8 protein-coding genes are annotated in these 13,009 nt (G+C 63.9%); 2 read left to right on the top strand and 6 right to left on the bottom strand.

The genetic code is table 11. From position 1 onward, the window contains the following. Positions 1-22: 22 nt before the first annotated feature. The 5 genes from D2E22_RS03320 to D2E22_RS03300 all read right to left on the bottom strand — a co-directional run bounded on the left by D2E22_RS03320 (position 23) and on the right by D2E22_RS03300 (position 8,946). Positions 23-2,731: a glycoside hydrolase family 2 protein gene (locus D2E22_RS03320; RefSeq protein WP_126031701.1), complete on the bottom strand. Its 2,709-nt coding sequence runs from the start codon at positions 2,729-2,731 to the stop codon at positions 23-25. Positions 2,732-2,902: 171 nt separating this feature from the next. Further along, positions 2,903-3,829 carry a carbohydrate ABC transporter permease gene (locus D2E22_RS03315; protein WP_241218173.1) on the bottom strand — a complete coding sequence of 309 codons (927 nt, stop codon included), beginning with the start codon at positions 3,827-3,829 and terminating at the stop codon, positions 2,903-2,905. A 5-nt stretch (positions 3,830-3,834) separates the two neighbouring features. Beyond that, positions 3,835-4,911, bottom strand: a complete 1,077-nt coding sequence (locus tag D2E22_RS03310) for a carbohydrate ABC transporter permease (RefSeq protein WP_126031700.1) — start codon at positions 4,909-4,911, stop codon at positions 3,835-3,837. 844 nt (positions 4,912-5,755) lie between these two features. Then, positions 5,756-7,138, bottom strand: a complete 1,383-nt coding sequence (locus tag D2E22_RS03305; protein ID WP_126031699.1) for an ABC transporter substrate-binding protein — start codon at positions 7,136-7,138, stop codon at positions 5,756-5,758. A gap of 425 nt (positions 7,139-7,563) precedes the next feature. Beyond that, complete coding sequence (locus D2E22_RS03300; protein WP_126031698.1) at positions 7,564-8,946, bottom strand: GH1 family beta-glucosidase; 1,383 nt, start codon at positions 8,944-8,946, stop codon at positions 7,564-7,566. 305 nt (positions 8,947-9,251) lie between these two features. On the opposite strand from D2E22_RS03300, the gene D2E22_RS03295 reads away from it, so the two are divergent. Together D2E22_RS03295 and D2E22_RS03290 are read left to right on the top strand one after the other, a co-directional pair. Continuing rightward, entirely contained in the window at positions 9,252-10,346 is a 1,095-nt protein-coding gene (locus D2E22_RS03295) for a GDSL-type esterase/lipase family protein (protein ID WP_126031697.1), read from the top strand. 53 nt (positions 10,347-10,399) lie between these two features. Continuing rightward, on the top strand, positions 10,400-12,163 hold the full coding sequence (locus tag D2E22_RS03290; protein WP_126031696.1) for a sialate O-acetylesterase: 1,764 nt from the start codon (positions 10,400-10,402) through the stop codon (positions 12,161-12,163). A 15-nt stretch (positions 12,164-12,178) separates the two neighbouring features. Here D2E22_RS03290 and D2E22_RS03285 read toward each other — a convergent pair whose 3' ends face one another. Beyond that, entirely contained in the window at positions 12,179-12,973 is a 795-nt protein-coding gene (locus D2E22_RS03285; protein WP_126031695.1) for a FadR/GntR family transcriptional regulator, read from the bottom strand. Positions 12,974-13,009: the final 36 nt, after the last annotated feature.

Below are 13,009 nucleotides of genomic sequence, written 5' to 3'. Positions count from 1 at the left end.
GTACTGATGGCCGCTTAAATCATCACTTCGCTTCGCGCTTGAGGTCGTTCGCGCTGCGCAGCACGTTCGCCGCCGTGAAGGCCTGCGGGTCGTCCGCGTCCGTCGTGATGTGGAACGTGACCGATTCACCCGGCAGCAGCGAGACGAGGCCCTCCTCGACGGCGCCCTTTGCGTCCACCTTGTCGACCATGACGAACAGGTCGCGCACGTAGTCCTTCGCCGTCACCGTGAGCTCGACGCCGCCGTCGACCTTCCTCGCATCGGCGGTGAAGGCCTCCGCAGGCGCGGCGAGCGACTGGTCGACGACTTCGGCCGGATTGTGGACGACGCGCGCGAAAGAGCCGTCGGACGACGTCGCGACGATGAGCTCGGCGTTCGGATCGTCGTAGTCGACGATGGCGTCGTCGAGCGTGTAGCCCTTGTGCGACGTCGCGTCGAGGTCGACGTCGATCGTCTGCGTCGCGAGCACGTTGCCGCCGAGCGTCACGCGCTGCACCGTCCACGTGTCCTTGACGGGCTCGCGGGTGTCGTTGAGGACGATGAGCTCGAAGTGGTCGGCGCCCACCTTGACGCCTTCCCAGCTGTGCGTCCGACGGTACTCCTCGGACGTACGCGGCTGGATCGTCGCGAGGCGCGGTGCGAAGAAGTCGCGCGACGCGTACCACACCGGCTTGCGATGACCGTTGAAGTCGACGGCCGCCCAGGACACGACGGGCCAGTCGTCGTTGAGCTGCCAGATGAGCGCGCCCGCGTTGACCGGCGCAAGCGAACGCATATGCTCGACGCCGAACTTCATCGCATGCGCCTGCTGCAGCTGGCACGCCCAGTGCCAGTCCTGGATGTCGTCCCAGTCGTCGGTCGGGATGAGCCAGCTGTGCGCGCCGTCGCTCGGTTTGCCGTTGACGACGCCGCCGAAGCTCACGTCGTCGAGATGGCCGGGCGTCAGATGCGAGCGCATGCCGCGGGCGAGCTTGTAGTTGCCGCCCATCGCCTTCTGGTGCACGAGCATCTGCTCGCCGAAGGGCTCGAGCTTCTCGTCGTGCACGGCGCCGACGAGCGTGCTCCACGCCGGAGGCGCCTGATAGCCGAATTCGTCGGCGAAGCGCGGCGTGTACTCGGCGTAGATGCGGTAGTCCTTGCGGTTCCACGCATCCCAGATGTGCATCGTGCCATCGGTGTCCCAGTTCGCGTTCGTGAACTTCGTGAAGCTCATCGGCGAGCTCGGCAGATACACGTGCGTCGGGTCGAGTTCGGCGAGCAGCTGCGGGAAGAGCTCCGAGTAGTAGTAGTCGCCCCACCCCTTCTCGCCGTAGCCGTATTCGTTCGCCGGCAGGTCGTCGTCACGCACGGCCTGCTTGTAGCCGCCCCATTCGGCGTAGGCCACGTAGTTCTCGTTCGAGCCGTTCCAGACGATGAGGCTCGGATGGCTCGACAGACGGATGATGGCCTCGCGCGCTTCGGCCTCGACCTCCTCCTTCGTCTCCGGGTCCTCCGGGTAGGCGGCGCAGGCGAGCATGAAGTCCTGCCAGACCATGACGCCATATTCGTCGCACAGATCGTAGAATTCGTCGGCCTCGTAGATGCCGCCGCCCCAGACGCGGACCATGTTCGAATTCGATTCGACGAGGTCGCGGATGCCGCGCTCGTAGTCCTTCTTCGTCACGCGCGCGATGAACGCGTCGTCGGGGATCCAGTTGTAGCCGCGCGCGTGCACCGCCACGTCGTTGACGTAGATCTGGAACGGACGGCCCAGCTCGTCGGCGCGGGTGTCCACATGCGTTGTGCGGAAGCCGACGCGGCCCTTCCACACGGCCTGCAGGTCGGCGCCGGCCTTGACGTCGACGGCGTAGAGCGGCTGGTCGCCGTAGCCGAGCGGCCACCACAGCTTCGCGTCCGGCACGGCGATCGTGATCGTCGTCTCGTCGCGGCCCTGATCCACCGATCCGTCGGCCTCGAGCATCGTGCCGTAACCTTCGAGCGTCACATGGACCGGGACCGGCGTCTGGAACCTGTGGGCGTCCATCGGGTTCATGATGCGGCCGTGGCCTTCGCGTTCGACCCTGACGTGCACATTGAGGACGCCGGTGCCGTCGGAGGCCACGTCGACGAGCGGCCGGACCTCAGCCAGGCGCACGCCGCTCCACGAGTCGATGCCGATCTCGCGCCAGATGCCGGCGTTCGCCACATCGATGCCCCAGTCCCATCCGAAGGAGTAGCTCGGCTTGCGAATCTGGTTGAAGGCGTGGTGCTCGGTGTGCGGGTAGTAGCCGCGGCGCTGCTCCTCGGCGTCGGAGTAACGCACCGGGGACATGAAGGTGACGGTGAGCACGTTCTCGCCGTCCCTGAGCAGTTCGCGGACGTCCCAGCGGTAGGAGCGGTGGCAGTTCTCGGTCTGCGCGATCGGGTCGCCGTTGAGCTCGATCGTCGCGACGGTGTCGAGGCCGTAGGCGACGAGGTCGTGGCGCGTGTTGCCGGCGTCATGCCAGTCGAAGGTGCAGGTGAAGCGCCAGTCGACGTCGCCGGTCCACTGCAGCTTGTTCTCGTTGTCGCCGTCGAAGGGATCGGGGATGAGGCCGGCGTTGAGCAGGTCGAGCGTCGCCTCGCCCGGGACGGTCGCCGGGATGCCGGCGGCCAGCGTCTCGCGAAGGTCGGCGGGCACGACCTCCGGATTCATCGCGGTGACGGTCCAGCCGCTCGTCAGCGGGGCGAAGGTGGAAGGGGTGTTGGTCATGGTATATGCTCCTAGTGGTTGATGCCGGCGCGTGCCGCGCACGGAAGCGGAACGGTGGCGGGGATGGCGACCGGAGGCGACCGCCGAAGAAGGGAAGGGAGCTGTGCCGCACGCAACTCGCTCGGCACGGCTCCCGATGGTGAGGAAAGGGGAAGGGTAAGTCTGAGATCATCACTCCTTGACCGCGCCGGCTGCGACGCCGTTGTAGATCTGCTTCTGGAAGATCAGGAACAGGATCAGGGCGGGCAGCAGCGTCACGATGACGCCTGCGCAGATCAGGTTGTACTTCGAGCCCTGCGGGCCGGTGAAGGCATACAGCGAGATGGCCACGGTGCCGAGCTTCTGTTTGTCCTGCAGGTAGAGGTTGGCCGCGTAGTACTCGTTGTAGATGCCGACGCCCTTGAGGATGAGGGCCGTGACGATCGCCGGCTTGAGCAGCGGCAGCAGGATGCGGCCGTAGATCGTGAAGTAGCTCGCGCCGTCGATCATCGCCGCCTCGTCAAGCGAGATCGGCAGGTTTTCGAAGTACTGGATGAAGATGTAGATCGAGATGACATCGGTGCCCATCGACATGATGATGTAGCCCCACAGGGAGTTGATCATGCCGAGGCTGCCCATGATCTTGTAGACCGCGACCTGCATCGCGATGCCCGGCAGCAGCGCCGCGATCGTGAAGGCGCCGCGGATGAACGCGTTGCCCGGGAACTGGAAGCGGCTCAGGACGTAGGCGAGCTGTGTGCCGATGATCGTCGTCATGAAGCAGACGCACACGAGGACGATGAAGGAGTTGCGGAACGCGACGGCCATGTTCGACAGCTTGAACGCGTCCACATAGTTCTGGAAGTTGAACCAGTTGTGCGGCATCGCCATGACGTCGCCGGTCCTGTATTCGGTATCGGTCTTCGCGGCCGTCCACACGCAGGACGCGAGCGGCAGCAGGACGCAGAACGTGATGAAGACGAGGCTGAAGTACTTGAGGAAGGAGAGCACCCAGCGGCGCATGTGATACCAGACGCTCACCTTTTCGACGGAGGCTTCCATGGCCTTTCCTTTCTGCGAGTTCGTTTGCATATCCGGGGTGATCGTTTCGCTTGACATCGTGCTCACGCCTCGGCTTCCTTGTTGGCTCCGTTCCTGAAGAGCGGGGCGTTGCCGGCCTTGACCTTGTTGGACCGGCGCAGCGCCTTCCTGCGCTGCTTCTCGACCTTCTGCGCATGCCTGCGGGCCTTGGCCGTGCCGTCGTCCGCGTCGCGGAACAGCCAGCCCATGACGATCTTCTGCAGCAGCGCGCAGATCATGATGATGACGAGCAGGACGACGGCCATCGCGGAGGCGAGGCCCACCTTCTGGTCGGAATGCGCGATCTTGTCCATCTGGACGAAGAAGGTGCCGGTGCCGTTCGCGCCGGAGGTGATGACGTACGGCGCCTCGAAGGCGGAGAGCGAACCGGTGATCGACAGGATGATGTTCAGGACGAGGATCGTCTGGATGCCCGGCAGGATGATGTGCTTGAACTGCTGCCACTTGTTCGCGCCGTCGATCTCCGCCGCCTCGTAGAGAGAGCCGTCGATCGACATGATCGCGCCGATGAACAGGATCATCGTCTGGCCCAGGTACCTCCAAACCGAGGAGGCGACGAGCGACCAGTTGTTGACCTTCTGATCACGCAGCCAGTACGGCAGGTTGTCGAGGCTGAACCCGCACCACTGGAGCACCGAATCGAGCACGTAGCCGCGGGTGTAGAAGAACTTGAAGATGAAGCCGATCGCGATGCCGTTGATCAGGTAGGGGAAGAACATCGCGCCCTTGAAGAACGCGCCGCCCTTGACCTTGAACGCGAGGACCGTGGCCAGGTACAGCGCGAGGGCCACCTGAATGAGCGCGCCGACCATGTAGTAGAGCGAAAGCTTGAGCGTGGCGAGCAGGTCGGGGCGGGTGAAGATGTCGGCGTAGTTCTTCAGGCCGATGTACTTCGGCGTGCCGATGTACTTCATCCTGTAGAGGCTGTACCCGCACATCTGGAAGAACGGCAGATACGTGAAGACGACGAGGAGCGCGACCGGCAGAAGGCAGAAGAGGACGATGATGCCCGCCTTCTTCCAATCCCTGCGATGCTTGTTGAACGGGATATCCGCGGCGGACCGCTCCGCGACCGCTACGTTCGGCTGTGTGGTAGTCATGATGGTCTCTGTTCCTTCCTTATCCTTCCGCCGGCGCCGGAGCGCCTGCGTTTCCTCCCGACTCTGCAATGAGCCTTTAGGAATACCCACCTCAGGCTTCTCTGCCTGCCTGTGATAAGTGATGACACTCAATATAACCTTGTGTTTTCAGTTTGTCAAGCGCTTAAGTTGGTCCGTGTCGTATGACGAACGACATCCATACCCCTTCCCTCACTCCCCCCTCCACACCGCATCGCGGATGGAGCCTGTTTCCCCTATCGTTCCAAGGTTTACGGACATACACAACACCCAAGCGCGACATTGGGGCAACAGCCGGCCCGATGCTTCCCGACATGGCGCCCTCCACCGTTCTTCACTCGATAAGCTGTGCGATTCAGCACGCCCCTGCAATGGCGTCATCGATGCCCAGTATACGATTTCCCTTGATTTTCCAACGATTTCAGCGCTTCATAGGCGCATGGCCCACGGCCGCCGCAGATACTTAAGCGCATAACTATATCATTCCCCCAACGGCGAGTTTCCATGCACCCACGACTCGCCCAACGATGCGTGCATGAGCGTGCGCGTCACAACACCCCCCCCGGCGCCCGACAAAGTGTCATGACGCCCCATGCGCCGACCGCCGCCCATAGGGCGGCGACCCTGGCGTACACCGCACAGCAGCCCATCGGACATCGCTCCGCGTTCCCGCAGGCCCTTTCCCCTATAACGACGATGGGGCCGGAACGGCAACGTTCCGGCCCCATCGAGGAAAGAAAGGGAAAGGAGGTAGAGGTAAAGGAGGTAGTGGCGTGCGACAGGGACGGAGCGTCAGCGCCCGCCCAGGACGCCGACGCTCATCGGATCAGCTCTCGGATTCGACGGCCGCGCCCCACTTCTCATCCCATTCGCCCATGATCTGGTCGATGGTCTTGGTCTTGTTGGCGGCATCGGTCACGATGTCCTGGATCTTCTTGCCGTTGCCGTTGTTGATACCAAGCTCGGAATCCGAGTTGATGTCGGCGAAGAGGTCCTCCTCGCCTTCCTTCGCCGGATCGTCGACGATCAGCTCGACGTCCTTGAAGTGCTCGTAGGTGTCCGGGTAGGAGTCATCGTCCTTGATGATCGGGATGCCCCCTTCGTTCTTCGCGTAGCCCGACTTCTCGGTCATCCACTTGACGAAGATCATCGCGGCCTTCTGGCGGTCGGCGTCGGAGTTCTTGTTGATGCCCATCGAGTAGTTGCCCGCGAGCGTCGCGTACTGCTTGCCGTCGACGGTGATCGGGAACGGCATGTACTGCACGTCGTCCGGGTGGTCGCCGGCCTGCTTCATCTGCGGCACGGCCCAGGCGCCGAGCACCATCGTCGCGATCTCGCCGTTGTTGATCTTGCCCTTCGAGGACTCCCAATCGGTGGTCGAGTAATCCTCTTCGGTGTAGCCGTTGGCGACCGCGTCGTACAGCGTCTTGTAGACGGCGTACGGGTGGGTGTCGGGAGCCTTGTCGTCCTTCGCGAACGGCGTCTTGTCGTGCGGCATGACCTGGTTCATGAACTTCGGATCACCGGTCGCGTTGCCGCCGATGTAGGCGTCCCACGCCCCCATCGCCCAATCCTCGGCGAAGTTCGTGTACAGCGGGATCGCCTTCGTCTTCTCCTTGATGAGCTTGAGATCCGCCTGGAACTCCTCCGGCGTCTTCGGCAGCTCCTTGATGCCGGCCTCCTCGAAGACCTTGGCGTTGTAGACGATGCCCGAGGTCTGGCCGTCGGTCGCGATGCCGTAGGTCTGGCCGTCATAGGCCTTCTCGTTCGCGAGCTTGATCTCCTTGTCCATGTCCTCGGTCTTGCCGTAGGACACGAAGTAGTTCGAGAACTCGGAGCGGTCGACCGCCGGGATCATCATGATGTCCCACGAGTCGTTGTTCGCCTGCAGGCGGGTGAGCGCGGAATCCGCGTAGTTCGAATCGGTCTGGACATTGACCTTGATGTTCGGGTACATCTCGTTGAAGTCCTTCATGTAGGACTCCCAGTTCTTGCCCGGGTACGAGGCGAGGCCCATGTCGGTGCGCCCGTTGAAGAACGTGATCTCTGCCTTGAGGTCCTTGTCGGTCTCGCCGAGCTTGATCTCCGGATAGGTGATGCCGGCCTTGTTGTTGCCGTCCGCGGAGCTGCCGTTGTTGCCGCCGCACGCAGCGACGCTGACGAGACATGCCGCCGCGATACCGGCCGCCGCGATCTTCTTGACGTTCATTCTTGTGTCCTTCCTGGTCTCTTGGGCGTCGTCGCCGACGCCCGGCTCAGCGATGAGCCTGGGCCACCTCTCGGCTTCTCTGCCTGCCTGAGGTGAACGATGGAATCAATATAACCGACTTTTTCCAGTTTGTCAAGCGCTTAAGTAATTTAGTCGCCGTCATCGGCCGTCAGCATAATGACCATCTCCCACCGGCGCTGTCATAAAGCGTTCAGATTTTCCAATGTTTCCAATGTTTTACCGTTGCACAAACCTTCCACGCGTCTTGATGTCATACCACCTCACAACGGCACCTGCAACGCTTTCAGCCATTAAGCGCTTCATAGCTCCGGCGTGTCTTCCGATGTCTCCAACACACAACACAACGGGAGGGCGCCGACCCATATGGGTCGGCGCCCTCCCATGCCGTGATCGTCCGACGGCGCTCAGCGCGCGCTGTGCCCGGCGATGAAGTCGCGGTACCACATGAAGCTGTCCTTGCGGATGCGATCCTGCGTCTCGTAGTCCACATAGGTCAGACCGAAGCGCTTGCTGTAGCCGAAGGCCCACTCGAAGTTGTCCATCAGCGACCATGCGAAGTAGCCGCGCACGTCGGTGCCTTCCCGGATTGCGCGGTAGACGGCATCCAGATGCCGGCGCAGATAGTCGATGCGTTCGGCGTCATGCACCATCTTGACGCCGTCGGGGCCGACCTCGACCTTGTCCGGGCACGCCATGCCGTTCTCGGTGACGACGAGCGGCATGCCGGGATAGTCGTCGTTGAGCCGCACGAGCGTGTCGTACAGCGCATCGGGATCGATATTCCATCCCATCTCGGTATGCGGTCCGGCGGTGGGCAGCCAGTCGACGTCGCTCGCGCCCGGCGCCGTCGAGGCGGCCGTGCTCTGCGGGAACTGCGGACGGTCGCTCATCTTGACGAGGTTCGTCGAGTAGTAGTTGAGACCGAGCACGTCGATCGGCTGGTGGATCAGCGCGAGGTCGCCGTCACGGATGAAGTCCCAGTCGCAGATGCCCTTCGTGATCGCGAAGAGCTCCTGCGGGTAGCGCCCGCGCAGCATCGGGTCGAGGAACGCGCGGTTCGCGATCAGGTCGAGGCGGTGCACGGCGTCCGCGTCACCGCGGCAGACCTGCAGATTGCACGTGACGGACAGCTCCGGCTTGCCGCCCGCCTCGGCGCGCACGGCCTGGCACATCAGTCCGTGCGCGAGGTTGATGTGATGCACGGTGCGGAACGCGAGCGGGCCGGCCCCAAGCCCCGGCGCCTGTTCGGTGCCGCCATAGCTCAGGTAGGTCGCGCACCACGGCTCGTTGAGCGTCGTGTAGGTGTGCACGCGGTCGCCGAGGCGCTTGGCGACGATGCCGGCGTAGTCGGCGATCCTGTATGCGGTGTCGCGTTCGAGCCATCCGCCCTCACGGCCGTCCTCGGAGGCCATGTACTGCGGCAGATCCCAATGGTAGAGCGTCACGATCGGCTTGATGCCGTATTCGAGCAGACGGTCGACGATCCGCTCATAGAAGTCGAGGCCCTTCTCATTCGGCTTGCCGTCCGGCGTCGGGACGATGCGCGGGACGCCGATCGAGAAGCGGTATGCGTTGACGCCGAGGTCGCGCAGCAGCTTGAGGTCGTCCTCCCAACGGTGGTAGAAATCGTCGGCGACGTCGCCGGTGTCGCCGTTCAGCGTGTGGCCGGTGTGGGAGAAGGTATCCCAGATCGACGGGGTGCGGCCATCCTCGTCCGCCGCGCCTTCGATCTGGTACGCCGCCGTCGCCGTACCGAACAGGAATCCCTTCGGGAACCGCTCTTCCATCGCTTCGTCCTTTCGTTGACGTACCGCCGACGCCATCCGCGTCGACCGGTCCAGTGGTGTGGCCGCCGCCCGCTGCTTCTTGGGCGGGGCCTGCGCTTCAGCGGATCGCGGAAGGCCGCCGTCGGCGTTCCGCGCCGCTGATAAGTGTATCAATATATAATTGAAGTCGCAGAAAAACTTTAGCGCTTCAGCATGTCGCGGTCGATGCCGTGATTATCATCGGAACACAGCGGACAACGAAGACGTGATACCTGCCTCCGCACAGCGGCGGCGTCACATCGGCACGATGCATACGAAGGAGTGTCATGCGGCTCATCGCCTATACGAATCAAGCTTTTCAGCACCAAGGACGCACCGAACGGACCGAGGACGGCCTGTTGTGGGTGTTCCCGTATACGCAGGCGCGCTTCCGCTTCACCGGCACCACACTGAGCGTGCGGCTGCGCAATCACTGGAACTACGGAGACATCCGCCTCGGCGTCATCATCGACGACACGCAGTACAGCGTGCGCGTGCCGTCGCCTGCCGAACCGCAGCTGCCGCCCTATGCCGAGGAGGACGAAGGCGTGCTGACGCTGCGCATCGCCGACCATCTGCCGGACATCGAGCATCGGGCGGTCGTCTTCAAGCGTCAGGACGGTGGCATGCACTACATGGAGTTCGTCGGCGTCGGCATCGACGACGACGCGCATATCATGGCGCCGCTCGACGCTCCGAGCGAACGGCGCATCGAGATCTACGGCGATTCGGTCAGCTGCGGCGAGCGCAACGAGGCCGTGCTCTACACCGGCAAACCCGATCCGGACGTCGATCTGTCCTCATACAGCAACGCGTGGTATTCGTATGGCGCGATCGCCGCACGCGCGCTCGGCGCCGAGCTGCGCATCATCGCGCAGGGCGGCGCACCGCTGCTCGACGGCATCGGCTGGTTCAACGCGCCTGACTACATCGGCATGGAGAGTATCTGGAACCGCGCGGCGTACAATCCCGCGCTCGGCGAGCCGATCATGTGGGATTTCCACGACTACACCCCGCATGTCGTCGTCATTGCGCTCGGGCAGAACGATTCGCATCCCGATGACTTCATGGCGCGCGACTACACCGGCGAGACCGCGGTGCATTGGCGCGCGCGGTACGCCGACTTCATCCACGCCCTGCGCGCGCAATACCCCGACGCGCACATCGTGTGCACCACGACGGTGCTCGAGCATGACGCGAATTGGGACCGCGCGATCAGCGAGGTGGTGGCGGAGTGCAACGACCCGCAGGTCACGCATTTTGCGTATTCACGCGCGGGAACCGGCACGCCCGGGCACCCGCGCATCGCCGAGGACGAGGAGATGGCGCGCGAACTGTGCGCGTACCTCGAGTCGTTCGGCGCGGAGCTGTGGGAGCGGTGACGCGCGCGTAAGCGTTGGAATTACTGAGATTAAGGGAGCGGAGGAGCAACAGCATGGTCACAGTGACGGGAATCGCGCCCGGGGCGAGCGGGGTCGCGGACGGCGGGGCGCGCGCAAGCGGCGCGGCGGAACGCACACGCAACGGCTCGCTGCGTGTGGCCGCCGTGTTCAGCGACCATATGGTGCTGCAGCGCGAGACGCCGGTCGCCGTGTTCGGCACGGCACCGGCCGGCGGGCGTGTGGTGGTCGATCTGATGGATGCCCAAGGTGTGACCGTCGCGCAGACGATGTCCGTGGCGCAGGCGTACGGAGAGCATGAGACGGAGGCCCCGTGGCTCGCGATCCTGCCCGCACTGCCAGCGAGCGGACCGTATACGCTGCGTGTTTCACATGAAACAAACCGGCTGGAGTTCGTGGATGTGATGATCGGCGAGGTCTGGCTTGCCGGCGGCCAAAGCAACATGGAGCTCGAGCTGCACACGAGCGAACACGGCGACGAGGCGATCGCCGCGGCGGACGACCCACTCCTGCGCTTCTACAACACACCCAAGGTCGGGCGTATCGACGAATCGGCCGAGGCGGCATCCGGCTGGAAGACTGCGCTCGCGCCGCAAGTCGCCGGCATGTCCGCCATCGCCTATCATTTCGGGGCGCGGTTGCGCGCACAGCTTGGCGCGGATGTGGCCGTCGGCATCATCGACTGCTACATCGGCGGCACATCGATTACCAGCTGGATGAGCCGTGCCACACTGATCGGCTCCGACGCCGGCCGCCCGTACGTCGAGCGGTACGAAGCGGCGATCGCCGGCAAGACCGAGGAACAGATGCGCGCCGAGGCGGATGAGTGGCAGACGGTGTTCGACCAGTGGAACAACAACGTGGCGGCGATGAAAGAGGCCCATCCGGGCATCACCCAACCGCAGATCGACGCGGAAATCGGCCCCTGCCCGTGGCCGCCGCCGGTCACGCCGTTCTCCGAACGCCGTGTGAGCGCGCCGTACGAGGCGATGGTGCGCCGTGTGGCGCCATACACATTGCGCGGATTCCTCTGGTACCAAGGCGAGGAGGACGAGGCGCAGTGCGAGTCGTACCGTGAGCTGCTCGGACTGCTCATCGAGGAATGGCGCACCTTGTGGAATCTCGCCGGGTATGAGGAGCCGGAGGTCGGGTATCAGGCTGATGCCGCGGCGCGCGCGCTGCCATTCATCGTGGTGCAGTTGCCGCAGTGGATCGACGGCCACATGGCCGCTCGCGGCGAGGATCCGCTGCACTGGCCCGTCATCCGCGCGGCGCAGCTCGACGCGAGCGAGACGCTCGAGGACGTGCTGCTCGTGTGCACGATGGACTGCGGCGAGTTCGACAACATCCATCCACTCGACAAGACGACCGTCGGCACGCGCATCGCGGACATGGCGTTGCGCGGGGTGTACGGACGCGCGGATATCGAGGCGGAAAGCCCGCGCGTGGCGGGCGTGGCGCCGGCAACGGGCGGCGCGCTCGACGTGACGTTCACCAACGCGCGTGGGCTGCACTGGCGCGGTACGACGCCGGATACGATGCGCACGGCAGCCGGTGAGACCGGAGCGCGCGATGCCGGCGAATCGGGATTCGAGGTTGCCGGTGCGGACGGCAAGTATGCGGAGGCGGCCGCGCGGATCCTGCCAGGCACCAGCGGCGATGCCACCGACCGTATGACGGTGCGCGTGACCGCACCCCAGGTTCCCTCCCCCACCGCCGTGCGGTATGCGTGGAAGAGCTGGGGCCCGGCGCCATTGCTCAACGGCGCCGAACTGCCGGCGCTGCCGTATGCGGGGTAGTGCGCGGCTTACCGGCTAGGCCTGCTGGGCAAGATATGTCTCAACGATGCTGGCGATCGGCGCATAGTGCTCGATGACCGCAGCCCGGTACCCATCCACATCACCATCCATCGCGGTGACGGCCATGTCACGGTGCGCCTGCGCGCTACGTACAAGGTCGTCGCTCACCGAAAGATCGAGTTGCGGCAAGATCGCCATGTGCACGAGCCACATGCTGTTCGCCAGCTGCGACAGCACCTGGTTACCCGCCGAGCGCAGCAGGATCGAATGGAATTCGATGTCGTCGTCCATGAACTGCCGGCCTTGGCGAGCCGCCTCCATCATGCGGTCCGTGAGCTCAAGCAGGCGAGGTTGGTCAGTGCCGCGCATCGCCGCGCACACGGCCCCCGCTGCGCCGAGGTCGAGGATGCGCCGCACTTCGATCACGTCAAGCAGGTTCGAAAGATCGTTTTTGCCGTCCGTCATTGCACGGAAGCTCAGTGTTTCCACAAGCGGTTCGAGCGACATGTCGCCCACGAACATGCCTTTGCCATGCGCCACCGAAACGATGCGCAACGCCTCAAGCTTGCGGATCGCCTCACGCACCGATGAGCGTGACACCCCAAGCTCGTCGCACAATGTCGCTTCGTTGGGCAGCGGCTCTCCCGACTTGAGCCCTTTGCGGATGATATACGATTTGATGGCATCCATGGCCACCTCGCATCGACTCGACGCCTGGGCGACCGCCGCGCGCTGTGCTGTCTGTGCGGTATCGACCGGAGCGCCAATCGATACGATACGAGACTGAATATCGTCGATAGTCATCGTCATTGCAATCCCTGCCTACGTCGTATGTCGTTTGGTGCA

Source organism: Bifidobacterium castoris, from assembly GCF_003952025.1.
In the GTDB taxonomy this organism is placed as follows: Bacteria; Actinomycetota; Actinomycetes; order Actinomycetales; family Bifidobacteriaceae; genus Bifidobacterium; species Bifidobacterium castoris.
Note: the sequence above shows the minus strand (reverse complement) of the source record. Positions and strands in the feature narration are given on the sequence as shown.